Below are 24813 nucleotides of genomic sequence, written 5' to 3' on the forward strand. Positions count from 1 at the left end.
GTCAGAACAGGAGGACACCCCCGCGGCACTGACCGCCTGAACCATCACCACGAAGAATCACACGACGACGTCGTACACCACGTCCATGGACTTGACCGTGGAGGGGCGCAGCTGATGGGTCTCATGAGCGGTTTAGCTGCCCTCAATGCCGCTGGCTTTCCGCGAAGGCCAGGCCCGGTCCCTGGCGGGTCGCAAACTATGCGACCAGAGGATGCCGCCATGCTTCAAAGTCAGATCCAAGGCGTTCAGTCGATGCTCGACACGATGAATGTTCAACGTGTCGCCATTGGAACCGATACCGATACGAGATGGTCTGTGTACGGGACGCTTTACGGCGACCACCTTAGGGTGGAAGACATTGATAAGGAGCGCCTGATCGTGGTGGGAAAGATCAAGCGGATAGTGAAAGAAGGCGATTCCCGACTAGCCATCAACACCGAGGCCATGCAATTGATGGCCAACCTCAAGCCCCCGGGCAAGTCACCACGGATTGATGGCTCTAACGAGATCAGTGGACCAGCCCTCGAATTGGACATTCTCGCGATCTATCGCTGAAGCGCAGTGCCAAGGCTATAGCTTGAACTTGGAGTAGTCCCATCGCTGCGGTTCGTAGCCCGACTCCCGCTGTGGCGCGGGCGTCGTGAGCTGGTCGCGCATCGCTGCGAGGAAAGTCAAACCCGTGGCTTCCATGACGGCGCTAACGAGTTCGGCTCCTGCGCCTGGAATCTGGCTGTCGATCCAGTCTGCGATCTCGGATCGGCGGACGTCCATATCGGCGTACGTCCCGAAGGTGCGGAGGTGTTGGGGCATCAGATCCACCAGCGCGCCTTCGTCGTCGGTCGCACGACGCCGCCCGCGCCGCTTCGGTGCGCGGATCATCGGCCCCACCGAGCCCCGGCGCCGAGTCTGCCGATCTGGCTGCGGGACAGCTTGTCGTCGCCCTCATCGGGAAGACGCAGTGACTTCAGCATCGACAAGAGGATGTTCTGGTTCTTGCGTAGGTCGTCGGCCTCGGGCATCGAGACCGGCTGCCCGTTGTAGCCCGACACGCGGGTGTCATCGCCCGCAACGCGGACGATCTTGCGAAGCCGCTCGATCTCATCGGAAAGGAAGCACGCTTCCTCCGCGAGAATCCTGGTTTCGGGTACGCCGTCGAAGTCGGCGGTAGCGTGCAGCTCCCGCCAGAGCCGCTTACCCCGGGCCTTGAGCCCGGTCGGATAGTCGGGGCAGGGAGTGCCGTCTGGCAGTGGTGGCGCTTTGGGCATGGAACTGCCCCTTTCTGGCCCCAATTGGGCCGGTTTCTGGCCGTTTCCGACCTGCGAATATGGCCGTGCTGATTGCACGGGAAATGCTGTGTGAGCTGGGATGGGACTCGCTTACGGCTGCCCGGAAAAACTGGGCTATGCCTAAGCATCGGATGTCGGACCCGCATTACGGACCGGTCTTGCGCACCCGGGCAGGGGTATACCCCCTGGGGTAGCGGGAGTGCGTACCCCAGAGGCCAGGCAGTGCAGCCAGGCGACGGCGGACGCGTTGCAGGCCGCAGGACACCCGCCCAACCCTGGAAGGGCAGGCAGTGCCCTACTCAACTCCGCACCTTGGCCAGGCCCCACCCGGGAGGGAGGGCATCCGGGAGCGGCGCAGCAGGGACGCGCCTCGGGGTAGCAGCGATGAGCAGCAGATTCCCCACCCCGTCCAAAGTGGCCGTGTTTCAATCGGGATATGGGTGATCCAGCTATCTACGGGACAGGCGAGTTCGAGCCAATCCTCGCCACAATTGGGGATATCAGCGTCTCCCAGCACTGGGTAATCACACCGACCGGACCGCACCCAATCCGCGGTTCAGTGTGGACCGTGACCGACATGTCGCAGTGGCAAGAAGGCATCTCGGCGGTGGGCGTCGTCCTTTGCATACTCTTCATCTGGGTTTGTCTGCTCGGCCTTCTCTTCTTGCTAATGAAGGACCGCAAGCTGACCGGCTACATTCAGGTCACCGTGCAGGGCAAAGGCTTTCATCACCAAACTCTGGTTCCTGTGAGGGGACCAGACACATTTGCGCAGGTTCACCAGTCGGTGAACTATGCCCGTTCGCTGTCTGCCCTGGGATAGCACACCCACCCCGGCGAAGGGTTTCTGGCAATCTGCTGCGAGTTAGCCGAGCTCTCGCATATCCTGCTGCCTTACTCATAGGGGGAGTTGCAGTGTCGAGAAAACAGTTTGCGGTGGTCGGTGTGACCGCGTTGCTTGCCAGCCTGGGCGTCGCCGTGGCGGCGCCAGCTTCGGCTCAGTCTTGGACGATGCCCAACCTGATCGGGACGGATCTACAGGGCGCCCAGGACGCGGTGCAGTCTGTCTCAGGGGGTGACGTCTGGTTAAGCACCTCAACCGATCTGACGGGGCAGGGCCGAGCCCAGATCCTGGACCGCGCTTGGGTGGTGTGCTCGTCCACGCCGCCGCCGGGGGCGCCGTTCACGACAACGACAGAGATCGACTTTGGCGTGGTGAAGAAGGACATTGAGTCCTGCCCGTAACGCCGCTCTTGATTGATCGCCACTGGTCATCGGTGACACCGGCCAGGTGAGCGACGTGCTTCGCCTGAGCCTCGGCTCTTTGGTACTCGGTGAGTGCATCGCTGAGAGTGACTGCGGACGACCATAGTTCGCCTGTCTTCGCACCTGGCCCTATCGCCTCACAGATCCGTCTAGCCTCGGACAACGTTGCCTCGGACACGCGACACGCGCTAGAGCAGTACCAGCGCTGTCCCGGCTTCGTGCTGATGGCAACGCGGTTACAGCCCTCCCGGTAGCAGCGTTTCTCACGAGGCTTCCTGTTGCGGCGACGAGGTCGCCCTTGGCGTGCTACCTCGGTCACTCGTTGCGGCCTTCGATCGTTCCGTGTCCGCCCGCCAGCGCGGCGCGGACAATTCCCTCNCCGTTGAGCGGCATCGCGTTACCACGTCGACCACTCAGCGCGTTGTGCAGCTTCGCGGCCGCGGGCAACTGGGCGTCGGCCTCGGCTTGGCGCCGTGTCTCTAGATCGGCCTGTCCCGCCTTCTGACGTCGGTCGTGCTCGATAGCTAGGTCGAACCATTCCGGTTCGGGAGCGTGGACCTGAGCGCCGGGAACGCGGGTGATACCGCGGCTCTCCAGCTTCCGGGCAACCGCCTTGGCGAACTCTCCCTCTACGGGTGCGGGTTCACGCTGCGATCTGGTCATCGCGGCGATGATCGCTTTCGCTGCTGAGTCGGACATCGGCGGTTCCCTTCTGGTAGTCGCGGATAGATTTGACCGGGCTCATGCCCTCGGGTGGCGCGGGTCGCTGGTAGCGCCGGTTGAACAGCTCCCGACGTTCTTCCATCGAGTCAGTCCAAGGCGTGTCGCCGTTCTCGATGACGGCTGCCTCGTAGAGAGCCCCACGGGTCTCCCACCATTCCTCGAATGTCTTGCTCATCGGGTGTAGACGACGCCGGTCGGACGCTGCGGCTGAGACTGCATCGCCAGTTCGAGGTCCTTGCGGAGACGGGACGCTTCACGAGGAAGGTTGAGCCCGAAAGGAACTCCGAGACGTGCGGCGGTGAAGTAGACCGGGACGACCGCGGCGAAAGTCCTGTCGGCGTTGTTCGACAGGTTCGCTTTGTCGAGCTTGGCGAGCTGCAACGCATCCTCGGGCGTTTGACGACGTTCAGGAAGTTCTCGGTACTGCGAACTCCGGTGATGTCGGAGGTCTGGCTGATCCACGAGCTGATCCCGCCGATGTAGGCAGCCTCTTCCTTGGCGACGCCGTACGCGGCGAGGGCATCGGGGCCAGCCTTAACGAGGGTGTCGGAGGTGATTGTCTCGGGCAGTGCCAACGCCGCCTCGGCGTAGGCTTCCGCGTGTTCCTCGAACTCGGGTTCGAGTGCGTCGATGATCTGCGGGACGGACTGTGCAGCAGTGCGTTTGAGTGCGATGGCTGCTGCGTTGAGCGCCCATGACTTGGACGATTCGAGCACCGATGCCGACACGCCATCCTCCAACCTCATCGGAATGTGATTGGCCAAAACCTTTGCGAACTCTCGGACCTTCTCTTCGGCGTTCTCCGCGGTGACAGATTCCAAGTCGAACGTCGGACGGTGGCCCACCTCGACGTACTGCAACGCCTCGAACCGATCGAGCGCGGCGGTGAGTTCGTCGGGCAGCTCGATACCGAGGTTGGTCCATCGGCTGATCTGTTTGGCGGTGCTGACAGGGTTCATCATGTGATTCCTCTTTCGTTGGGCGATCTCCGCTTCCGGGTGTCCCGGAAACGACAAAGGCCACCCGGTGAAGGGTGGCCAGCTTTGGTGCCGGGGGTCGGCGCTGAGCGAGTTTCGTTCAATCCGTGGGTAAACCATCGGATTCGGAAAATCCGTTGGCGAGCGCGGCTGCGAGCTGTCGCAGGTTGATCGGCGGGTCAGAGCGCATGACTTGCACCCCTTCGGCTTCCAGCGCTAGGGCAAGTTCCATCGCCGCCCGTCGCCGGGTCCGGTAGCGACCTTGGTTGTCCCGGTCGCAGTGGCGGCACTGGCCGTCATCGAAGTAGTCCGCGGGTCCGCGCTGCGGGTGCCCGTGGGAACAGGTGTCCCGGTGCATCGTGTTCACCTCCGATCCTGTGCACATGGGGAGTGGGCAAACGAAAAAGCCCCACGCACCCGGAGGTTGGGGTACATGGGGCAATTCGGATCAACCCAAACGAGTGGCGCAGCCTCGGGGCAGCACCTTTCTACTAGTTAGGGAGTTTTTCGGACAGCGACCCGCCAGGTAGGACCAGACCGCGTCTGACTTGGCAGGATAACCACCAATTCGGCTCATTCCGTCGTCGTGGCCGGTTCCATACGTGGGGCGGGTTGTCGTCCCTCTGCTTTGGCGTTGGGCTGCTGGCAATTCTCGGCTCTTCCGCTGCCAGTGCCTCCCGCACGGGTGGTTCGGCTGCCGGAACTAAATGATCCTGTATCGCCAACCCTGCCCGCTTCCGACGCTTACGGAGTTTGTCAGCTTCCCGCTCGCAAACTCTACTGCCGCAACGCTGTCGAGGCCGGCCCCCTTGGGGCTTGTACTTCCCGGCGAGGTAGTCCTGATACGAGAGGCACCACCCGCAATTGCAGCTCACCGATGCTGGTCGCGTCTCGTCGTAGTACTGGCAGAGCCAGTCCGGGTCAGCGCCGGGTGTGGGTAGCGGTCCCTCACAGACCTCGCAGGTGACCCTCCGGGGCTTGTGGCTCGCTTCGATCTTTCGGACTAGGAATCCGTGTGCGGCGTCGAGCATGTCGCAGATGGCTTGATCTCTGCTAGAGCGGCCGACGTCGTCGCCGTCGCTGCCCATGTCGAGTACAGGATCGCCGGGTGCGCGAAAGAGTCCGGTGCCGTCTGACAACCTTGCGGCATTCTCTCGGGGCGCGGGCGTCTGATCTGCGACGCCGCCAACGGCTGGTCGCTCCAGGAGCTCGATGCCGAGCGAGGGCATTTTGTCCTCGGTGGCTGTGGCCATGTTCTGTTGTGCCTTCCTGCGGACCTGTCGGGTCCGCTCATCGGTGGGTTGGTTGATGAGATGCAGCCCTTTCGATGGGCTGCTCACTGCTAGGACGAGCCTCAAATACGGCTCGTCACCGGGGACGGGGCTGGCCTTCCGCGGCCAGCCTCCCGGGATACCGGACGGCCCCCTCAAGGCCGTCTTCCGGGTAGCCCCTTCGCCGTGCTGGGCGGCTTCGGGGCACGCGGGATCAAAGGGAGCGTGCCTCTCCGGCGCCAGCCTCGGGGGCTGGCTATTCCCTTCGTCCCTCCGATGCCTCGGAGGGTGGGACACGGGGGGTTATTAATAGAGGGGGGGTCCCACTGTCCCACTAGGCCGGAATCTGCCAGCGGCCCTCGATGAACTCGCCACCCGCTGTGCTCCGGGCACGGCCGAACGCTTTGTAGGCGGCTTCCGAGGTTGTCCATTCGCCGGGGTACTTCTCGAACAGCCCGCGGCCGACACCGCGGGCGGAATCGACGCGGCAGAGTTCCGGGTCATCGGCTACGCGGTCGAACAGTTGGTTCCGGCGTTGGTGGGTTTCCTCGGTGCGCTGGCGTGTGTCCTCGCGTTCGTTGAGTAGCGACCAGTCCGCAGACGATCGTCCCCATTCCGCCCGAAGTACCAAATCCCGGTTGCTGTGGTCGTTGGACCTGATGGCCACGGCCCGGGTGTTGGGTTCGGTGACGTCGTGCATGTGCAGGTTCAGCCGCTCCCAAGCGCGATACACCGTCGAGCCCATGACGCCGGTCGGGGTGTACCGCCCGGATTGCGCCTCGGAGTTCTTCGCCGAGTGCGCGATCATCACGACCGTCGTCCCGTTCTCCGCGATCTCAGCCAGTGGAGTACAGAACTTCCGGGCGGCGTCGTCGTCACCGATCCTGGCGTCGCCCAGACACCCCGTCAGGTTGTCGACCACGAGCAGGCGCGCTGCCTTCGCCTGTCCCTCGTATAAGCGCCAGTCCAGCGGGTTGAACTTGGCGATGCCGACCCGCCCATCGGGCACGTCGTGCTCTCGCATTCTCAGGCCCCATCGCCGGGTCTCCCCGGCGTCGGTGGAGATGACCATCACCGGACCCGCCCCGACGATCTCGGAACCGCAGAACGTCTCGTCCTCCCGGGCGATAGCCGCTGCCATCGCGGCGACAAGGCGCGTCTTGCCGACCGTGGGCTTACCTGACACGGTGTTGGTCGCGGCGTGGAGCATCCCGGCGATGAGGAAGTCCGGTTCGTTCTCCGCAAGGTCTGCCCAGTACTCGAAAGAGCGGAACGGCCCGCTCCACTGCGATACAACCGTCACGCGGCGACCTCGGCAGCGATCCGGTAGAGCGATACCTCGGCCTCACCGAACGCCATACCGTCGTCAGCCACCGTTTCGTGGTGGACCAGCTCGGCGTCTCCGATGAGTTCGAGCACCGGCTGATACAGGTCGTCATCTTCTCGGACGATCGGACTCCGGTAGACAATCAGCGTGTCCTCGGTGCGGTGCGCGTACAAAATGCAGTCGTGCTCGATCACGGCCTGACCCATACCGCTGTCAGTCTCGTGGATCACTTGCCGAGTCGCTTCGCCGGTGGCGTGAACAGGGAGTCGATAGAACTCGCCGGAACCATTGCTCGGAACTCGACAGTGTTCTCGTCGATCGCTTTGAAGGATCCGGGCTCTACCATCACCATCAGTTTGTCGTCGTCGAGCGGCATCACGTCGTCAGTCTTGAGCCAGACGGCGTGAATGTTCGCGTAGTTCGCTCTCGGTTGAATCTTCATTGTGTTGCCTCTCTTCGTGTTTGAGTTGATTTGCGTCTGCTGCGCTCGACCGGAGGTCTGCGCTTGGCGTCTTTGGATGACGACGAGTCGATTCCTCCCGTCGTGTTCTCGCTATGTCCGCACCTGGCTCCCGGTCCTGCCGGAGTTTGCATCGGGGTCACTAGGGATGGCCGCCTCGCCCGAATCTTGCTGGTCGTTTTCAGTTGTCGTCATCTTGACAACTCCAGTAAACCGTTGTCAAACAGGTTGTGTCAAGTCATGTTGGGAGAAACATGTTTGGTATGCTGGGCCGCATGAGCAAAGAAGCGCCCCAAGCGCCACGCACGGTGATGCAGGGCATCGGGGACTGGTACGTCGTCATGGAATGGCCGGAGGGCGTTGACGACGGCGGGCCAGCACGGCTGACGATCCAGCCCGTGGGTGACTTCCCAATCGGAGGTCTGTCTTCGACAGTGCTACGGCAGATTGACTTTCGCGCAGCGGCCGAGGAACTGCGGAAGCAGGCCGAGGGTGATGAGGTCCGAGCGCATCAGCACGACACGATGAACAAATGGCACGCCGAGCGGCTGCGGGCGGCGCTCGCAGAGCACGGACCGGCCTCCTCGGAGTACCTCACGCTGTTGGCCTCCGAGTACCTCCGCGCCGTCAACCGCGGACAGCAGAAGATCAACGAATTTCTTGCCGCGATGGCGGGCAAAGAAGCGAGCACGATTCGAGGGCACCTCTGGCAGGCGAGAAAGCAAGAGATTCTCAGTAGCAGCCCAGGCCGCAAGGGTGGTCAGTTGTCGGCGGCGGCACAGGACACTATGCGGCGTATCGAGGAACGGTCTGCCGAATCATTCTTTGCCGCGCTGGAAAGTTCGCGGGAAAGGAAGCCGCAGCGCAAGCGCTGAACCTTGACACCGTACGAATTGAGAGAGGCTCAGGTGTCCAGGATTGCCTCGTCCGAGGCGCCGCTGTCGGTGTCCACGAACTCGAAGCGGCTCGCCTCGGGCCTCGCTTCCATGACGGCGGCCCGATACAACACCTTCAGTAGGTTTCGAGTCTTGACCTCCAGCGCAGGCAACTCCGCGGCTGGCAGGTACCCATCGTGAACCAAGGTGCTCCGTTTGGTGTAGACCTCGGTGGCCATGCGCTGCAATTTCTTTCGTGATTCCTCGCTGAAACCGGGGAGGTCGACAAACAACTTCCGGATCTGGTTCCCGATGGACTCGCGTCCGCGAAAGTCAAGCTCTCGGGAGAGGGCATCCAAACTGTAGAACTCGTCGGATGTAGCCTCATGCTTAGCCTTCTCCGCGTTAAGCTCCTGACGCCACCGAGATAGGAGATCCAGCGCCACTTGATGTTTGGTATCCCCTTCGGCTAATGCCTCCATTGCGATGACCAGCAAGATGAACCGAACACGCACCTGTTGCTCCGCGAAATGTGCGGCGTACAGCTCCAGCGATACCCGGAACTTGTCTCCAAACCTTGGATCGGTGAGAAAGTGAGCCAAGTCTAGAAACGGCTCGGGGAGAGACTCTTTGGTGTATGAATGGCGCTCGAAAACGGCGATCCGGTGCTCCAGCGTTAACTCTGCGCGGTCTTCGCCTGTTGCCAATCGCCTGGTTTGGAATGGCAACTGGGGGACGAGGAACTCAGCAAGCCGCAAGTTCAGCAGCGCGAGGATCTCGTACGCCGTGGATCTCAGGGCCTCGAATAGAGTCGCCGGAAGTTCGTCTGCGTCGAACTCGAACTTCAGCCAGATTTCCAGCTCGCCTCGGTATGGTTCTCGCGTCCGCATTGTCAACGGCACGCTGTCTTCCGGGGCCTTTAGATACGCGTCCCACACGCGGTGCAGTCCGGGAAGCTCACCGTCCCATAGCGGCGGGCCTTCGACCTCCTCGTCGGACGCGTACTGCTCCGGTCTATTCCTCGGCTGATAACTGTCTACTACCGGAGTCACTCGTACAGGCGACTCGGCACCGTACTCGACGTCTATAGGTGCGAGCGCGCCGGAAAACCCGGCGGGCCACACATTCCACGTTTGACACCGAAGAATCCCCTCCCAATCCACGGAAGGCAATTTACATCTCCGCGGTGACAGAACGATGAAACTGCAGATGTGGATTTTTTACCAACGCGGATGATCTCGTGCGCTGGGAGTTCAAACTACTTGGAAGTCCGGATGACTGTTGAGGTGGTGACGCCGTCCGCGTCCTCCTCCAGCTGGACTGTGAATCTGTGCACCCGATCTCTGGTGTTGAAGATGACAACGCTTGCCTTCTCGCCGAGCTGCACTACCTCAACTTCAAGCTCGTGGCGCATGACGTCAAACCGTTCCTTGATTGCGTTAGCTGCCTCGCGCAGTGCCTCTTGGTGGTGCAAGGCGACAGCCTCAGGCCGAGATAGCTTAAGTGGCCCAGCCATTCTCTTGTAGACCCTTTTGAGTAGGTCGTACGCGAGCGCGCCTGCTGCGCCTTTCCAAGCTTCGTCGCCCAGCTGCACTACGACATCTAAAAGCTGCAGGGGCCATGCGCCGCCGCCGCCCGTGACTAGGTGGGTGCGATGCTGCAACTCAGACTCAGGCGCCAGGGTGGTCAACCGGTGCGCCAAGAGATCAGGGCGAATGCGTGTGGTATCGCTGGGGAGCCAAATGACTGCGGCATCCCGTAGCGAGCCGTCGTCGGCGTGGACTACGAAGGTAATACGGATTCGCGAGAAGTGCTGTCCTCCAGCGCTATTAACGACGTCGTCCCACGAGTCCTCGCCTTCGGTCATCTGTTGCTCCCTATATGATTCGGCGGAACGGGGTCGCATTCGGTGAGAATCGGAAGACTACTCGGCAGGGGTCAGTTCAACATGCCCCTCTGCCCCGATCGTGAGCCCCCGTATACCGACGTCCCTCATATTGTCCAGAAGTGCCTGCCAGTTGGCTACGGGGCCGCTAGCGCGCATCTGCTCCGTGAGGGCGTATAGGTCTCCGAGGTCCAACCTGATCTGCTGCCGGTCGAACTCGACGCGGACGTTCATCGAACGTAGCCAGATGTTCTTGCCCTCTATGTCCTGCCTGACCCACCAATCGCCGAACTTCTCTCCGGCGGGCTTCCACGCCCATCCGGCGGGCTTGATGGCTTCAGACTCCAAGGCGCTCTGACGCTCTGCGAGTGCTTCGATCCTCGCGTCTAGGCGTGCTCTCTGTGGTGTGCCAGCCCGAAATGCTGCGCCGCCTATCTGTCCGGTGAGGTCGATCAACTCACTGTTGATGTCGGCCAGTTCAGCGGAATTGTCTGATCCCGAATCCCATTCGCGCACAAGCCGTTCAGACTCTCCGAGCATCCTCATAATTGTCTGGTCCACGAGTCGGTCCACTTCATCGAGTCGGACGGTGCGGTTACCGCACTTGGTCGCCCTCGTCACCGATCGGCATCTGTACCGGGGCCACTTGCTGTGGCTGCCGCCGTTGAACTGGTAGGCGACCTCTCCGCACACCCCGCAGTAGATGACCCGCAACAGGAGAGAGGTTGTGCGCTTGTTCGGCTCCCCGCGCTTCGACCTCCCGGCCAGTTCGACCCGCAGTCCCTCGAAGTCCTCCCGGGTGAGAATCGGTTCTGCGCGGACGACGGGGGAGCCGTCGTCGTTACGGACCGCGGTGCCTTTGGAGACGGCGTAGCCGAGCATGGTTTCACTGAGCAACGACCTCTTGAGCGGTGTCACACTCCACTCTCGGTTCTCGACCTTGCGGCCCCGGTGGCGCGCAAAGTAGTCCTTCGGGGTGAGCACGCCGCGCCTGGTGAGGTCGTGGGCTATCCGATTCAGGGGTTCTTGGTGATCCAATACGCGACGGACAACCTCGTGGATTACGTCGACCTGCGCCTTGTCTGGGACTAAGCGCCACGCGCCATCGACCTGCTGGGGCAGGTAGCCCCACGGCGGCTGTGAGCCTCGGTACTTGCCCGCCCTGATGTTGTGCTGAGCCGCCGAAGCGTTGCGCTCACTGATGGCTTCCAACTCCATCTGAGCCACGGTTCCCATGAGGGCAATCACGACCGCTGCGAACGGAGTCGTCATATCGAAGTGCGATTCGGTGGCAGACACGATGAGCTTGTCGCGGTCCTCAGCCCACGCCACGAGCCCCTGTAGATGCCTGATGGACCGGGTGAGTCGGTCGACGCGATAGACCACGATCACGTCGAATGCTTCGTGTTCACCGGCCAGCCATCGGGCCAGGTGTGGGCGGTGTTTACGGTTGAACGGGTCCACCGAGCCGGAGACGTCTAAATCCTCCGCAATGCCGACGACCTCGTACCCGCGCTGTTCGCAGAGCTTGCGGCATTCCGCTAGTTGCCGTTCGGGGGATGTGGTGGCGTCGGTGACGCGGGATAGTCGGATAGCGACGAGAGCGCGCATGGCTTATATAGAACACCACCGAGACGGCGATCGTCGACAAGCCGGCCGATGAAGAGGGCGACGGCCACGGCCACGGCCACTCGCACGGCCACTCGCACTAGAAGCACCCGCTACGGAACACCCCCGGTCCACAGGGCCGGGGGTGTTTCGCGCGCAGGAGCGAAGATGGGGCCATGGGGTCTGTCTGGTGGTCAGTTGCCCTCGGCTTGGTCGCGGGTCTGGCGATGTGCTGGTTGGCCCTCGTCGTCGTTGTGTGGAGGGCGAAGCCGGCGGACTTCGGTCCGCGCGAGGTCGCCCGGTTGCTTCCCGATCTGATGCGGCTCCTCGCGCGGCTGGCGAAGGACCCGACGATGCCGAGAGGGGTTCGCGTCCGGATGGCGCTGTTGACGGGTTACCTCGCACTGCCGTTCGACCTGATCCCCGACTTCATCCCGGTGCTCGGCTACGCCGACGACGCGGTGATCGTTGCTCTGGTCCTTCGTTCTGTCGCCAGACGCGCCGGTCCGACAGCGCTGTCGAAGCACTGGCCCGGGACGCCGCAGGGTCTGGACGCGGTGCGCCGATTGTGCAGGCTTCCAGATATCGAATAGGCGGTGCGGCGTCAGTCGCGAGCGAATCTCAGTGGACGGTGTCGCGGATGTCGGTGCCGACCGTGCCCCGAAATATCGCGACCCGCCGCGCCATCCAGGCCGCGGCGGACGCGCTCTTCGCCGCCCGGGGGTATTCCAACACCACAATCAGGGATATCGCCGACGCCGCGGGTGTCACCGAACGCCCCCTCTTTCGCTATTTCTCCGGCAAGGAAGCGTTGTTGATCAAGGACATCGAGGCGTGGATACCGATGCTCGGCGCTGAGATCAGATGGCGACCGGAGGGGGAGGCCCCGCTGCGGGCCGACGGCTAGCGGTCAGGCGGTGCGGCGGATTCCCCGCTTGAGGAGCAGTTCGCGCTCGGACTCGCTGAGGCCGCCCCAGATGCCGTAGGGCTCGCCGACGGCAAGTGCGTGGGTGCGGCACTGGGTGATCACGGGACAGCGACGGCACATCTCCTTGGCCCGCATCTCCCGCTGCGCGCGGGCACGGCCGCGTTCGCCGTCGGGGTGAAAGAACATCGAGGAATCGACTCCCCGGCAAAGACCTGACATCTGCCAATCCCAGATGTCGGCGTTCGGCCCGGGCAACTGTTGCGGCTGTGGCATTTCAAAACCTCTCTCTGCACATCCATTTCGTATACGCACTGGATGCGTGAGTCGTTGAACAGATCCGAGCGCAGTCGCCGATGACCTCTCGTGCACACAACGTAGAAGGGCTTCGGAATTGCCGTCAATAGGCTGGCGTTGTGCTGAACCGCATATCCGCAGGCAGAGAATTTACATCACGTTCATCCATGCGACCCGCACGCAACGGGATCGGTGCTAGCGACTCCGGCCGCAATGCAATCGACACCGCTGTTTTGGCTGATCACTTCGATGCTGTGTCGCGCGCGTTCACCCAGCGCCGAGAAGGCGGTTGACATGGCGTTAACAGCGCGTCCATGAATTGTTAACTAACGCAGTACTAAAACGATTTCTGAATTGGTAGCGTCCCGTCTCGGCATGAATGACGCGGCGTTCGGCGGTGACCCCGGGCGCTGGCCGCTGCCACCGGCCAGCACACCACAAGAGCTGTGGTGGCGCGCGGTGGCAGCGGGCGGGCAGGGCCGCTATGCCTGCGCGATGACCGACCTCGAGCTGCTGCGCCGGGAACTCAGCGGCGGCCGGCTCGCGTCGCTGGCGTGGAGCACGCACGCATCGTTCGCGCGCCAGCTCGGCTGGCACGATCGAGCCCGTTCGCTCGACGGGAAGGCGCTGACGCTGTCCGGCGATGACGGTGAGGCCGCCGCCGATGCGCTCATCGGGCTGGCTGCCGACGCGCTCGGTGTGGGCCGGTTCGCCGCGTCGGCGCGGGCGCTTCAGCGTGCGGCCGATCTCGTCAGCGGTTCGTCGGTGGCGCGCCTGCCGGTGCGGTTCGCGTGGGTGTCGGCGGAACTCGCGATGTCTCGCGGCGACGGCGGTGCCGCGGTAGACCATGCCGAACGCGCGCTGCATCTGGCGGGGACGCTGGGGTCGACGCGCCACCGGATCAAGTCCGGGGTGGTGCTGGCAGCCGCGCGATGCAGTTGCGGAGACGTCGCTGCAGCGCGTCGACAGGCCGATGAAGTGCTGGTGACAGCCGGGGCATCGGGCTTGGTTCCGTTGCGGTGGGCGGTTGCCTGCCTGCTCTGCGATATCGGCAGCGGGCAGCATTTGCCCGCCGAAGTCGCCGCGATCCGCGACTGCTGCGTCGAAACCGTGACCCGACGGGGCGGCGTGTGGCGATCCCGGTAACCGGGATGTGCCCTGTGCGGTCGTTATTGTTTAGCTGAGCCGCACCCTGTGGTGGGGCCACCTGCCCACCGGCAGACCCACCTCCCGCGACGCGGGGAGTGCCCCCGACGTAACGCTGGAGAGACCGCTCACGATGACAATTTCGGGAGAACATCTCGACGCTGTCGTCGCTGAGGCGGTCGCCGGCGACCGGGACGCGCTCCAGGAAGTGCTGAAGACCATCCGTCCTGTCATCGTCCGGTACTGCCGGGCGAGGGTGGGGACCACGGAGCGCAGTGGACTCTCAGCAGATGATGTCGCACAGGAGGTCTGCTTGGCTGCCATCACGGCGCTGCCGCGCTACAAGGATCAGGGGCGCCCGTTCCTGGCCTTCGTCTACGGCATCGCCGCACACAAGGTTGCTGACGCCCATCGTGCGGCCGGGCGGAACCGGGCCGATCCGATGGACGTGGTCCCGGAACGTTGGTCCGGTGAAGCAGGTCCCGAGCAGCTGGCGATCGAGTCCGAACAGTCGACCCGGATGAACGAACTGTTGCAGATCCTTCCGGACAAGCAGCGCGAGATCCTGATCCTGCGGGTGGTCGTCGGGATGAGCGCGGAGGAGACCGCAGACGCCGTCGGCAGCACCGCGGGGGCGGTGCGGGTGGCGCAGCATCGCGCGCTCGCGCGGCTGAAGACGGAGATCATGGCGACGGGGCGGGACCATGCCTGACTTCGGACGCTGGACCTCCAACGGCGGGGATCCCTCGCTCAACGAGATCAACCGCAGTGACCAGTTCCTCGACGCGTTGGCCGCGCAGGAGCCGGTGTATGCGACCGATCGCGGCGAAGCCGAGCTGGCGCATCTGCTGGCGGGTTGGCGCGATGATGTCCGCGAGACGCCGGTGGGCGAACTCGTGACGATGAACGATGCCGCGCTGACTCTGGACCGCGTCACCTCGCGGGGCCGTGGCCGACGGCTGTCCCTGGCGGTGGTGGGTTCGGCGGCCGCAGCGGTGCTGTGCCTCGGCGGTTTCGGCGCAGTGGTCGCGGGGGCAGGCCCTGGTGACGCGTTGTACGGGCTGCGGACCATGCTGTTCGGTGAGCAGGCCACGACGCGGGACGACGCGGTGATCCTGGCCGCGCAGACCGAGATGGCGCAGGTGCAGGAGCTGATCGAACAGGGCGACTGGCAGGCTGCCCAGGACAAGCTGGAAACGATCACCACCACCGTCGCGACGGTGAACGACGACCAGAGCAAGCAGGAGCTGGTCACCCAGTGGCAAGAACTCACGGTCAAAGTCGAAGCGCAGGACCCCGCCGCCACCGTGGAACCGGGCGCGCCGCCGCCGGTCTTCCCTGAGGTGCCCGTGGTCGAACTCGACCCCGGCACGTTGGTCCCGCTGCTGCCCGGTACCACCGATACTTCGGCGACCGCCACCTCGGACACGTCGGAGACGACGGCGCCGACGTCCGAGACGAGCACGTCTGAGACGAGCACTTCGGAGACAACCCCGTCGGAGACGAGCACGTCTGAGACGACCCCGTCTGAGACAACAACATCGGCACCATCGGCGACGGAAACCAGCTCGCCGGTCTCGGAGACGCCGACGTCGACCCCTTCTCAGGCGACGCCTTCTCAAACGACGCCATCTCAGACGACCACTTCGCCGACGCAGGCACCGACGACCACCGAGTCACCGCTGCCGACCACCACGTCGACGTCGGTCATCGCCCAGTTGTCGACGACGGCACCTTCCCCGCGCTCGACGGAGCCGTCCCCGACCACACAGTCACCGGCACCGTCCGCGACGGCGACGCCTCAACCGACGGCGACGCCTCAACCGACGACGCCTCAACCGACGACACCGATTCCGACATCTGCCGCCGAGCCGTCACCGACACCTGCGCAGCTGCCGACCACCACAACTCTCGGGGTGGTTCCGGCGCTACCGGGCTGACACGGCCGTCGATTCAGCCCTCAGCGATAGCCGTCGGACTCCGACGTCGCCTCATTGAGCGAGGCATCCGCGTACCCGCGGCAGTAGTCCCACGTGACATACGAATCAGGTTCCGGATCGAAGGCCGGTTCGTGGGGGCGCACGGTGCCGTCGACGAGCAGCTGCAGCAGGTTCGCGCGCAGCATGTCCCAATCGTGGTAGTGGTCCTGCTGGCATTCGTCACAGCAGACGACCAGGCCGCGTATCCCCTTGTGGGCGAGCAACGTCTCGTAGATCGCCAGGTCGGCGAGGTCGGCTTCGACCGCGGTGCGCTCCTGCGGGTCCAGTGGCTGACCCGGCTCCAGGGCGTCGAGCGCTGCCGACGGATCGCAGGGATCATCGGCGAACGGGTCGGGCGGCAGTCCTGGCGGCAAGTGATCTCGCACGACTCCAAGACTACGCAGCCTCCCAGGTATCGCGCCAGCGCTTGCGCGGCACGCCGACCAGGGAGGTGGCGCGATCGTTCATTCGAGGTGGGGAACCGAAACTGCGAGCTCGATGCCGATAAGATGGAGGTTTCAGGCCGTGCCCGGGCCTGGCTGCACCTGTTACTGGAGGCTTATCCGTGTCGCTTGCCGAAAGCAGCATCCCCCTCGCCGTTCCGGTGCCCACCGGCGGTGATGACCCCACCAAGGTCGCGATGCTGGGGCTGACCTTCGACGACGTCCTGCTGCTGCCCGCGGCCTCGGACGTGATCCCGGCCACAGCTAACACGTCGAGCCGGCTGACCCGCAAGATCCGGCTGAAGGTGCCGCTGGTGAGTTCGGCCATGGACACCGTCACCGAGTCACGCATGGCGATCGCGATGGCACGCGCCGGCGGCATGGGCGTGTTGCACCGCAACCTGCCGGTGGCCGAACAGGCCGGGCAGGTCGAAACCGTCAAGCGGTCTGAGGCCGGGATGGTCACCGACCCGGTGACGTGCTCGCCGGACAACACGTTGGCCGAGGTCGACGCGATGTGTGCGCGGTTCAGGATCTCCGGCCTGCCGGTGGTGGACAACAACGGCTCACTTGTTGGAATCATCACCAACCGGGACATGCGGTTCGAGGTGGACCAGTCCAAGCCGGTTTCCGAGGTGATGACCAAGGCGCCGCTGATCACCGCCCATGCGGGAGTCTCCGCCGAAGCGGCGCTGGGGTTGTTGCGGCGCAACAAGATCGAGAAGCTGCCGATCGTCGATGGCAACGGCAAGCTCACCGGCCTCATCACCGTCAAGGACTTCGTCAAGACCGAGCAATTCCCCCTGTCCACCAAGGACAGCGACGGCCGACTGCTGGTCGGCGCGGCGGTGGGTGTCGGTGAGGACGCGTGGACGCGGGCGATGACGCTGACCGAAGCCGGTGTCGATGTGCTGATCGTCGACACCGCCCACGCCCACAACCGGGGCGTGCTGGACATGGTGCACCGCCTCAAGACCGTGGTGGGCGACCGGGTCGAGGTGGTCGGCGGCAACGTCGCCACCCGCGCGGCCGCGGCAGCCTTGGTGGATGCGGGTGCCGATGCCGTGAAGGTGGGCGTCGGTCCCGGCTCGATCTGCACCACCCGAGTGGTCGCCGGCGTCGGCGCTCCGCAGATCACCGCGATCATGGAAGCCGTCGCCGCCTGCGCGCCCGCCGGTGTTCCAGTGATCGCCGACGGCGGACTGCAGTACTCCGGTGACATCGCCAAAGCGCTGGCAGCGGGCGCATCCACCGCGATGCTGGGTTCGCTGCTGGCCGGTACCGCCGAGTCGCCCGGTGACCTGATCCTGGTCAACGGCAAACAATTCAAGGGCTACCGCGGCATGGGCTCACTCGGCGCGATGCAGGGGCGTGGCGCCGCAGGCGGAGTCCGGACCTCGTACTCCAAGGACCGTTACTTTCAGGACGACGTGCTCTCCGAGGACAAGCTGGTGCCCGAGGGCATCGAGGGCCGGGTACCGTTCCGCGGGCCGCTGTCGACGGTCATCCACCAGCTCACCGGTGGGTTGCGCGCGGCGATGGGCTACACCGGCTCGGCCACCATCGAGCAGCTCCAGCAGGCGCAGTTCGTGCAGATCACCGCGGCCGGGCTCAAGGAGAGCCACCCCCACGACATCACGATGACCGCGGAAGCCCCGAACTACTCCAATCGCTGAGGCCCTCGGCCCAATCAATGGAAGCTGAATATGCGCGACATGGTCGAGATCGGCATGGGGCGGACCGCCCGCCGCACCTATGAACTCGGTGACATCAACATCGTGCCGTCGCGGCGCACCCGTTCCTCCAAGGACGTGTCGACGGCCTGGCAGCTGGACGCCTACCGGTTCGAGATTCCCGTGGTCGCGCATCCCACCGACGCGCTGGTCTCGGTGGAGTTCGCGATCGAACTCGGCCGGCTCGGTGGTCTCGGAGTGCTCAACGGTGAGGGGCTGATCGGGCGGCACCCCGACGTCGCCGACAAGGTGGCTCAGGTGCTCGAGGCCGCGGACAAGGAGCCGTACCCGTCGGCGTCCATCCGGCTGCTGCAGCAATTCCACGCCGCGCCACTGGATCCGGATCTTCTCGGCGCCGCGGTCGCGCGGATCCGTGACGCCGGCGTGACCACCGCGGTCCGGGTCAGCCCGCAGAACGCCCAGGCGCTGACGCCGGCGCTGGTGTCGGCCGGCATCGATCTCCTCGTCATCCAGGGCACGATCATCTCCGCCGAACGTGTGGCGCAGGATTCCGAACCGCTCAACCTGAAGACGTTCATCTCCGAGCTCGACGTTCCGGTGGTCGCCGGCGGAGTGCTCGACCACCGCACCGCGCTGCACCTGATGCGCACCGGCGCCGCGGGCGTGATCGTCGGCTACGGCTCCACCAGCGGGGTCACCACGAGCGACGAGGTGCTCGGAATCAGCGTGCCGATGGCCACCGCGATCGCCGACGCCGCGGCGGCGCGACGGGAGTACCTCGACGAGACCGGGGGCCGCTACGTCCACGTGCTCGCCGACGGCGACATCCACACCTCCGGAGACCTGGCCAAGGCCATCGCCTGTGGCGCGGATGCGGTGGTGCTGGGCACACCACTGGCCTCGGCCGCCGAAGCGCTCGGGGGCGGCTGGTTCTGGCCGGCGGCCGCCGCCCATCCCTCGTTGCCGCGCGGCGCGCTGCTGGAGGTGGCCTCAGGTGAACGGCCTTCCCTCGAGCAGGTGCTCACGGGCCCATCGGACGATCCGTTCGGCTCGCTGAACCTGGTCGGCGGCCTGAGCCGGTCGATGGCCAAGGCCGGCTATTGCGACCTCAAGGAGTTCCAGAAGGTCGGATTGACGGTCGGCAGCTGAGCTACCGCATGCTGCGCAGCGTGCGGGCGAGGTAGTCGTCGATCAATCCGGTGCGTGCCGGTGAGTCGTCGGTGGTGATCAGCAACGCGTAGAGCCCGAGCAGGAAGTAGATGGCGCTGTTCATCGGCGTCACGTCGGAGGCGGTGTCTCCGCGCGCTCGGGCCTTCTCGATCTCGGCGGCGACCAGCACGATCAACGGATGATCGTCGCTTTCCTCGGCCGGCGGACGGGTCGGTGAGAAGTGCAGTGCCAGAAAATCTTTGAAGAGCAGGACGCCAAGGCGACGTTCCAGGCCCATCACCAGGTCCACCGCCTCGCGCAGCGTCGACGGCAGATCCGCATCCGACTTGGCGAACTGCGCGAACCGCTTGGCGATCCGGTCCTCCTCGCGCCGCTCGAGTTCGAGCAGCACATGTTCCTTGGTCGGAAAGTGGAAGAAGAAGGTGCCATGGGCGACGCCGGCCGCGCCGACGATCGCCCCGACGTCGGCGTCGGCCATGCCGGCCCGCTTGAACTCCGCGACAGCCGCGCCCATCAGCCGTTCCCTGGTCTGCAGGCGTTTCGCATCGCGAGTCGTCTTCGCGTCCGCCGTCCGGTTGGCCACAGCCACCGACATTAGCTCCTGGGCCGGTTAGGGTCGCCTCGCTAGCAGGTTACCGGTGGGTAAGTTCATAATGTCGGGATGAAGCCTGACTATGACGTCGTCATCATCGGCTCCGGGTTCGGCGGCAGCGTCAGCGCGCTTCGGCTCACCGAGAAGGGCTACCGGGTCGGCGTACTGGAGGCCGGCCGCCGGTTCACCGACGCGGAGTTCGCCAAGACCTCTTGGAACCTGCGCAAGTTCCTGTGGATGCCGCAGCTGGGCATGTACGGGATCCAGCGCATCCACCTGCTGCGCAACGTCATGATCCTGGCCGGAGCGGGGGTCGGTGGCGGCTCCCTGAACTACGCCAACACGCTCTATGTGCCGCCGGAGCCGTTCTTCAACGACCCGCAGTGGAAGGGCATCACCGACTGGCGCGCCGAGCTCATGCCGCACTACGAGCAGGCCCAGCGGATGCTCGGCGTGGTGACCAACCCGACGTTCACCGACGCGGACCGGATCATGAAGGAGGTCGCCGACGACATGGGTGTCGGGGACACCTTCGTCCCGACGCCCGTCGGGGTGTTCTTCGGCACCGACGACCAGAAGATGCCGGGCAAACGGGTCGAGGATCCCTACTTCGGCGGTGCCGGTCCGGCCCGCACCGGCTGCATCGAGTGCGGCTCCTGCATGACCGGATGTCGCTACGGCGCGAAGAACACCCTGGTGAAGAACTACCTGGGCCTGGCCGAATCCGCTGGGGCGCAGGTGCACCCGCTGACCATGGTCAAGGGGCTGGAGCAGCGGGCGGACGGTCTGTGGGACGTGCACACCGCGCGCACCGGGGGCAAGCTGCGCAGGCGGCGTAAGACCTTCACGGCGCGCTACGTGGTCCTCGCGGCCGGCACCTACGGCACCCAGAAGTTGCTGTTCAAGATGCGGGACACCAACAAGCTGCCGAAGCTGTCCGACCGGCTCGGCGTCCTGACCAGGACCAACTCGGAGTCCATCGTGGGCGCCGGCCGGCTCGCGGTCAGTGATGATCTGGACCTCACGCACGGCGTCGCCATCACGTCGTCCATCCATCCGACGCCGGACACGCACGTCGAACCGGTGCGTTACGGCAAGGGTTCGAATGCGATGGGCCTGCTGCAGACTTTGATGACCGACGGCGCCGGTCCGCGGGGCACCGATGTGCCTCGCTGGAAGCAGTTGCTCCGCAACGCCAACGATGACCCCAGGGGCACGTTGCGGCTGCTCAACCCGCGCCGGTGGAGCGAGCGCACCGTGATCGCGCTCGTCATGCAGCATCTCGACAACTCGATCACCACCTTCACCAGGAAGACCAAATTCGGCTTCCGGATGCTGGACAGCAAGCAGGGTCACGGCCAACCGAACCCGACATGGATCCCGGAAGGCAACGAGGTCACCCGACGCATCGCCAAGAAGATCGACGGTGTCGCGGGCGGTACCTGGGGCGAGCTGTTCAACATCCCGCTGACCGCCCACTTCCTCGGTGGCGCGGCGATCGGCGACAGTCCCGAGCATGGTGTGATCGATCCGTATCAGCGGGTCTACGGCTACCCCACGCTATCGGTGATGGACGGTGCCGCGATCTCGGCCAATCTCGGTGTGAATCCCTCGCTGTCGATCACCGCACAGGCCGAGCGGGCGGCGTCGCTGTGGCCGAACAACGGCGAGGAGGATCTCCGTCCCGCTCAAGGTGAGCCTTATCGGCACCTCGCGCCGATCGCGCCGGCGCATCCGGTGGTCCCCGCCGGCGCGCCCGGTGCGCTGCGCAACCTGCCGATCCGGCCGGTCACCTCGGCGGGGTAGGACTCGGGCCGGAAGTTCTTATCAGGCACCAGATCTCGGTGCCCGCGATCACCGTATCGGTATGGCTGTTGGCTGATCGACGCCCCGGCGTGCTGGTGATCTGCACCACCAAATTTCAACTCATCCCTCCGGTAAGGGTAAAGTTCCCGGCGGCAGCAATCGCCGCGGTTCCCCTTCGTGGGTGAACATTCCGCGAGACGTGCATCGGTGCACCTGCCTCAACCGTTCTCATGGTCGCCCGGACGCGGGTGTTGTTGTGCTGCGCCCTGATTGGAGTGTTTTGAACAAGCGAGTGGCTGCGGCCGGCCCCACGATCCGCGAGGCCGGGGATCCGACGACGTCGGTCTGGGCCGCACTGCGTTCGCCGCGCCGGCTGAAGACCGAGGTGTTGGCCGGACTGGTCGTGGCCATGGCGCTGATTCCCGAGGCGATCTCCTTTTCGATCATCGCGGGTGTTGATCCCAGGGTGGGGCTGTTCGCCTCGTTCACCATGGCGGTGACGATTGCGTTCGTGGGTGGCCGCCCGGCGATGATCTCGGCGGCGACCGGTGCGATCGCCCTGGTCATCGCTCCGCTGGCCCGCCAGTACGGCCTGGACTACTTCGTCGCGGCCGTCATTCTGGCCGGTGTTCTGCAGATCGTGCTCAGCGTGCTGGGTGTCGCTCGGCTGATGCGGTTCATCCCCCGCAGCGTGATGGTGGGCTTCGTCAACGCGCTGGCGATCCTGATCTTCCTGTCCCAGATGCCGCATCTGCTCGGTGTGCCCGCGCTGGTGTACCCGTTCGTCGGCATCGGCCTGCTGGTCATGGTGCTCCTGCCGAAGCTGACCACCGCGGTCCCGGCACCGCTGGTGGCCATCGTGGGGCTCACCGGTGCGGCCGTGATTCTGGGTGTGGACCTGCCGAATGTCGGCGATCAGGGGGAACTGCCGTCGAACCTGCCGAGCCTGCTGGTACCCGATGTGCCGCTCTCCATGGAGACCTTGACGATCATCGCTCCCTACGCGTTGGCCATGGCCCTGGTGGGCCTGCTGGAGTCTTTGATGACGGCCAAGTTGGTCGACGACATCACCGACACCCATTCCGACAAGACCCGCGAGGGCTGGGGCCAGGGCGTCGCCAATGTGGTCACAGGGTTCTTCGGAGGTATGGGCGGATGCGCGATGATCGGCCAGACCATGATCAACGTGAAGGTCTCGGGGGCCCGTACCCGGATCTCCACCTTCCTGGCCGGCGTGTTCCTGCTCGGGTTGGTGGTCGGTTTGGGCGACGTGGTCGGGCTGATCCCGATGGCGGCACTGGTGGCGGTCATGATCATGGTGTCGGTCGCGACGCTGGACTGGCACAGCGTCGCGCCATCGACCCTGCGGCGGATGCCTCGCAGCGAGACCATGGTGATGGTGGCGACCGTGGCGGTGACCGTGTTCAGCCACAACCTCGCCTATGGAGTCATCGTCGGTTCGCTCACTGCGATGGTGCTTTTCGCCCGTCGCGTCGCCCATATGGTGACGGTGGAGAGGGCCGAGGAGACCACAGACGCCGACGGAAAGGTGATCAGCGTGGTCTACCGGGTGACCGGGGAACTGTTCTTCGCCTCCAGCAACGACCTCGTGTACCAGTTCGACTATCTGGGTGATCCCGAGGCCGTCGTCATCGACATGTCGGAGTCACATATCTGGGACGCCTCCACCGTCGCGGCGCTGGACGCGATCACCACGAAGTACGCGGCGAAGAACAAGAGCGTCGAGATCATCGGGCTCAATCAGGACTCGGCCGACCGCCATGACCGGCTGTCGGGGCAACTCGGCGCCGCGGAGTAGTCGCCCGAACGACCGCGACTACCTGCTCGCGCCGGCCAACTGAGCGTCCTCGCCCGCGACGAGGTCGGTCTGCTCGGGCTCGGCTACCCGCCGCCGAGCCGCCAGTGCCGCGCCGATCAACAACAAAGCGGCGGTGAGGAACTGAGAATTGCCGACGAGTCCGATTCCGACCTGCTGCCAGGTTCCCGACGGCGCGGCGTCCTCCAGCACGTCGTGCGGGCCGATGAGAAACACCACCACGGCCACCGCGAGGAACGGTCGCCACGACCGGTACTGCGGTGCGACCAGCAGCGGTAGCAGAATCACGCAGTACACCCAGTGATGGGTGACGGCGATCGGCGCGGCCAGCAGGGCCGCCAGTGCCACCACGCCGAGGGCTGCGACGTTCTCGCCGTTGCGGGCGAAGCGCCGAGCGGCCCAGAACGCGATAACGGCAACTGTGAGGGCGGCGAGCAGCCACACCGCGTCCTTGAGCCCACCGTCGAGGCCGAGGCGCGCGAGAGGACCGGTGATCGCCTGGTTGCGGTGGAACTCGTGTCCACCCGCACGATCGTCGCGGAAGAACTCGCGCATCCAGAACCACTTCGAGTCCTGGGGCCGGAGCAGGAACCCCGCAGCAACCGTCGCCAGCACAACTGCGGCGGCAGTTGCTATCGCCTTGGTGTCCCGTCGGGCCAGCAGGAACAGGCCGAAGCCTGCGGGAGTGAGCTTGACAGCGGCGGCGAGCCCGATGAATGCACCCCGCAGTGCCCGGGGCACGGCGCGTAGGCAATCGGAGACGACCAGGGCCATCAGGATGATGTTGATCTGCCCGAAGGCGAAATTGGAGCGGATCGGCTCGAGGAGCAGTGCCGGGCCGAGAATGAGCACCGCGACAGAACTCGACCGGTCGACGTTGAGCCGCGCGAGGCAGAGTCGCAGGACCCACCAGACCAACACGATGTTCGTCAACGTCCAGATGAATTGCAGCAGTGCCGGCGACAGCCAGGTCAGCGGCGCGAACAGCATGGCGGCGAACGGCGGGTAGATGAACCGGAATCCCGACGAGCTGGGGAAATTCTCGGAATAAAGAGGCAGTCCGCGGCGGAATGCTCCGCCCGCATCGCGGAAGACCGACAGATCCAGTTGGAACAAGTTGACCGAGTCGGCGACCAACATCGACGCCACGACGACGGTGAACAGAGCGGCTATGGCAGGACCGAGTTTGTGCAGCGGCCGGATGGCCCGATAGCTGGAGTGGTCCCCCATACTCCACTTACCTCCG

General features: G+C 64.7%; 28 protein-coding genes. 13 read left to right on the plus strand and 15 right to left on the minus strand.

Features of this window, described 5'->3' with window-relative positions:
* Positions 1 to 555: DUF6414 family protein (locus BEMPMBAN_RS32775; protein ID WP_234897583.1), on the plus strand; the 555-nt coding region annotated here is incomplete at its 5' end.
* A 15-nt stretch (positions 556 to 570) separates the two neighbouring features.
* Here the strand turns inward: BEMPMBAN_RS32775 and BEMPMBAN_RS19445 are convergent.
* Together BEMPMBAN_RS19445 and BEMPMBAN_RS19450 are read right to left on the minus strand one after the other, a co-directional pair.
* Positions 571 to 879 carry a hypothetical protein gene (locus BEMPMBAN_RS19445; protein WP_159232894.1) on the minus strand — a complete coding sequence of 103 codons (309 nt, stop codon included), beginning with the start codon at positions 877 to 879 and terminating at the stop codon, positions 571 to 573.
* Entirely contained in the window at positions 876 to 1265 is a 390-nt protein-coding gene (locus BEMPMBAN_RS19450) for a hypothetical protein (protein ID WP_159232895.1), read from the minus strand. The genes BEMPMBAN_RS19445 and BEMPMBAN_RS19450 overlap by 4 nt, the downstream gene beginning before the upstream one ends.
* A 457-nt stretch (positions 1266 to 1722) precedes the next feature.
* Here BEMPMBAN_RS19450 and BEMPMBAN_RS19455 point away from each other — a divergent pair, with 457 nt between their 5' ends.
* Positions 1723 to 2109 carry a hypothetical protein gene (locus BEMPMBAN_RS19455; protein ID WP_159232896.1) on the plus strand — a complete coding sequence of 129 codons (387 nt, stop codon included), beginning with the start codon at positions 1723 to 1725 and terminating at the stop codon, positions 2107 to 2109.
* Positions 2110 to 2231: 122 nt separating this feature from the next.
* On the plus strand, positions 2232 to 2531 hold the full coding sequence (locus tag BEMPMBAN_RS19460; protein ID WP_234897584.1) for a hypothetical protein: 300 nt from the start codon (positions 2232 to 2234) through the stop codon (positions 2529 to 2531).
* Positions 2532 to 3195: 664 nt separating this feature from the next.
* Here the strand turns inward: BEMPMBAN_RS19460 and BEMPMBAN_RS19470 are convergent.
* The 6 genes from BEMPMBAN_RS19470 to BEMPMBAN_RS19495 all read right to left on the minus strand — a co-directional run bounded on the left by BEMPMBAN_RS19470 (position 3196) and on the right by BEMPMBAN_RS19495 (position 7229).
* Positions 3196 to 3357 carry a hypothetical protein gene (locus BEMPMBAN_RS19470; RefSeq protein ID WP_159232898.1) on the minus strand — a complete coding sequence of 54 codons (162 nt, stop codon included), beginning with the start codon at positions 3355 to 3357 and terminating at the stop codon, positions 3196 to 3198.
* Between the two features lie 4 nt (positions 3358 to 3361).
* Positions 3362 to 4237 (minus strand): hypothetical protein, encoded by an 876-nt coding sequence (locus tag BEMPMBAN_RS19475; protein ID WP_234897585.1) that lies wholly within the window; start codon positions 4235 to 4237, stop codon positions 3362 to 3364.
* Between the two features lie 115 nt (positions 4238 to 4352).
* Positions 4353 to 4619 carry a hypothetical protein gene (locus BEMPMBAN_RS19480; RefSeq protein ID WP_159232900.1) on the minus strand — a complete coding sequence of 89 codons (267 nt, stop codon included), beginning with the start codon at positions 4617 to 4619 and terminating at the stop codon, positions 4353 to 4355.
* A gap of 1238 nt (positions 4620 to 5857) precedes the next feature.
* A complete protein-coding gene (locus tag BEMPMBAN_RS19485) occupies positions 5858 to 6826 on the minus strand; it encodes an AAA family ATPase (RefSeq protein WP_159232901.1) in 969 nt (322 codons plus the stop codon).
* On the minus strand, positions 6823 to 7080 hold the full coding sequence (locus BEMPMBAN_RS19490) for a hypothetical protein (RefSeq protein ID WP_159232902.1): 258 nt from the start codon (positions 7078 to 7080) through the stop codon (positions 6823 to 6825). The genes BEMPMBAN_RS19485 and BEMPMBAN_RS19490 overlap by 4 nt, the downstream gene beginning before the upstream one ends.
* Positions 7077 to 7229 (minus strand): hypothetical protein, encoded by a 153-nt coding sequence (locus tag BEMPMBAN_RS19495; RefSeq protein ID WP_159232903.1) that lies wholly within the window; start codon positions 7227 to 7229, stop codon positions 7077 to 7079. The genes BEMPMBAN_RS19490 and BEMPMBAN_RS19495 overlap by 4 nt, the downstream gene beginning before the upstream one ends.
* A 344-nt stretch (positions 7230 to 7573) precedes the next feature.
* Here BEMPMBAN_RS19495 and BEMPMBAN_RS19500 point away from each other — a divergent pair, with 344 nt between their 5' ends.
* The gene (locus BEMPMBAN_RS19500; protein WP_159232904.1) at positions 7574 to 8185 is read left to right on the plus strand and encodes a hypothetical protein; all 612 of its coding nucleotides are present in this window, start codon (positions 7574 to 7576) and stop codon (positions 8183 to 8185) included.
* A 29-nt stretch (positions 8186 to 8214) separates the two neighbouring features.
* Here BEMPMBAN_RS19500 and BEMPMBAN_RS19505 read toward each other — a convergent pair whose 3' ends face one another.
* The 3 genes from BEMPMBAN_RS19505 to BEMPMBAN_RS19515 form a co-directional block, all read right to left on the minus strand.
* A complete protein-coding gene (locus BEMPMBAN_RS19505; RefSeq protein ID WP_159232905.1) occupies positions 8215 to 9348 on the minus strand; it encodes a hypothetical protein in 1134 nt (377 codons plus the stop codon).
* A gap of 95 nt (positions 9349 to 9443) precedes the next feature.
* Positions 9444 to 10052: a hypothetical protein gene (locus BEMPMBAN_RS19510; RefSeq protein ID WP_159232906.1), complete on the minus strand. Its 609-nt coding sequence runs from the start codon at positions 10050 to 10052 to the stop codon at positions 9444 to 9446.
* A gap of 57 nt (positions 10053 to 10109) precedes the next feature.
* Complete coding sequence (locus tag BEMPMBAN_RS19515; RefSeq protein WP_159232907.1) at positions 10110 to 11681, minus strand: recombinase family protein; 1572 nt, start codon at positions 11679 to 11681, stop codon at positions 10110 to 10112.
* 173 nt (positions 11682 to 11854) lie between these two features.
* Between BEMPMBAN_RS19515 and BEMPMBAN_RS19520 the strand changes: the two genes are divergently transcribed.
* Entirely contained in the window at positions 11855 to 12271 is a 417-nt protein-coding gene (locus BEMPMBAN_RS19520) for a YkvA family protein (protein WP_159232908.1), read from the plus strand.
* A gap of 47 nt (positions 12272 to 12318) precedes the next feature.
* Positions 12319 to 12585, plus strand: coding sequence for a TetR/AcrR family transcriptional regulator (locus BEMPMBAN_RS19525; protein WP_159232909.1), 267 nt, complete (start codon positions 12319 to 12321; stop codon positions 12583 to 12585).
* A 3-nt stretch (positions 12586 to 12588) separates the two neighbouring features.
* On the opposite strand, the gene BEMPMBAN_RS19530 is transcribed toward BEMPMBAN_RS19525, so the two are convergent.
* Positions 12589 to 12879, minus strand: coding sequence for a WhiB family transcriptional regulator (locus tag BEMPMBAN_RS19530; RefSeq protein ID WP_137148761.1), 291 nt, complete (start codon positions 12877 to 12879; stop codon positions 12589 to 12591).
* 396 nt (positions 12880 to 13275) lie between these two features.
* On the opposite strand from BEMPMBAN_RS19530, the gene BEMPMBAN_RS19535 reads away from it, so the two are divergent.
* The 3 genes from BEMPMBAN_RS19535 to BEMPMBAN_RS19545 all read left to right on the plus strand — a co-directional run bounded on the left by BEMPMBAN_RS19535 (position 13276) and on the right by BEMPMBAN_RS19545 (position 15986).
* Positions 13276 to 14046, plus strand: coding sequence for a tetratricopeptide repeat protein (locus tag BEMPMBAN_RS19535; protein ID WP_159232910.1), 771 nt, complete (start codon positions 13276 to 13278; stop codon positions 14044 to 14046).
* Between the two features lie 133 nt (positions 14047 to 14179).
* Positions 14180 to 14758 (plus strand): sigma-70 family RNA polymerase sigma factor, encoded by a 579-nt coding sequence (locus tag BEMPMBAN_RS19540; protein ID WP_159232911.1) that lies wholly within the window; start codon positions 14180 to 14182, stop codon positions 14756 to 14758.
* Positions 14751 to 15986, plus strand: a complete 1236-nt coding sequence (locus tag BEMPMBAN_RS19545) for an anti-sigma-D factor RsdA (RefSeq protein WP_159232912.1) — start codon at positions 14751 to 14753, stop codon at positions 15984 to 15986. Before BEMPMBAN_RS19540 ends, BEMPMBAN_RS19545 begins: the two co-directional genes overlap by 8 nt.
* A gap of 20 nt (positions 15987 to 16006) precedes the next feature.
* Here BEMPMBAN_RS19545 and BEMPMBAN_RS19550 read toward each other — a convergent pair whose 3' ends face one another.
* Positions 16007 to 16411, minus strand: coding sequence for a DUF5319 domain-containing protein (locus BEMPMBAN_RS19550; protein WP_159232913.1), 405 nt, complete (start codon positions 16409 to 16411; stop codon positions 16007 to 16009).
* 179 nt (positions 16412 to 16590) lie between these two features.
* Between BEMPMBAN_RS19550 and guaB the strand changes: the two genes are divergently transcribed.
* Together guaB and BEMPMBAN_RS19560 are read left to right on the plus strand one after the other, a co-directional pair.
* A complete protein-coding gene (guaB, locus tag BEMPMBAN_RS19555) occupies positions 16591 to 18144 on the plus strand; it encodes an IMP dehydrogenase (RefSeq protein WP_159232914.1) in 1554 nt (517 codons plus the stop codon).
* Between the two features lie 39 nt (positions 18145 to 18183).
* Positions 18184 to 19311: a GuaB3 family IMP dehydrogenase-related protein gene (locus tag BEMPMBAN_RS19560; protein WP_200846053.1), complete on the plus strand. Its 1128-nt coding sequence runs from the start codon at positions 18184 to 18186 to the stop codon at positions 19309 to 19311.
* Position 19312: 1 nt separating this feature from the next.
* Here the strand turns inward: BEMPMBAN_RS19560 and BEMPMBAN_RS19565 are convergent, their stop codons facing one another.
* Positions 19313 to 19846: a TetR family transcriptional regulator gene (locus BEMPMBAN_RS19565; RefSeq protein WP_234897590.1), complete on the minus strand. Its 534-nt coding sequence runs from the start codon at positions 19844 to 19846 to the stop codon at positions 19313 to 19315.
* A gap of 147 nt (positions 19847 to 19993) precedes the next feature.
* On the opposite strand from BEMPMBAN_RS19565, the gene BEMPMBAN_RS19570 reads away from it, so the two are divergent.
* The gene (locus BEMPMBAN_RS19570; protein ID WP_159232917.1) at positions 19994 to 21730 is read left to right on the plus strand and encodes a GMC oxidoreductase; all 1737 of its coding nucleotides are present in this window, start codon (positions 19994 to 19996) and stop codon (positions 21728 to 21730) included.
* 280 nt (positions 21731 to 22010) lie between these two features.
* On the plus strand, positions 22011 to 23549 hold the full coding sequence (locus BEMPMBAN_RS19575; protein ID WP_159232918.1) for a SulP family inorganic anion transporter: 1539 nt from the start codon (positions 22011 to 22013) through the stop codon (positions 23547 to 23549).
* Between the two features lie 18 nt (positions 23550 to 23567).
* Here the strand turns inward: BEMPMBAN_RS19575 and BEMPMBAN_RS19580 are convergent, their stop codons facing one another.
* On the minus strand, positions 23568 to 24797 hold the full coding sequence (locus BEMPMBAN_RS19580; protein ID WP_234897586.1) for a glycosyltransferase family 87 protein: 1230 nt from the start codon (positions 24795 to 24797) through the stop codon (positions 23568 to 23570).
* Positions 24798 to 24813: the final 16 nt, after the last annotated feature.

Origin of the sequence: Mycolicibacterium austroafricanum, from assembly GCF_902705885.1 — a bacterium.
Classification (GTDB): domain Bacteria; phylum Actinomycetota; class Actinomycetes; order Mycobacteriales; family Mycobacteriaceae; genus Mycobacterium; species Mycobacterium vanbaalenii_A.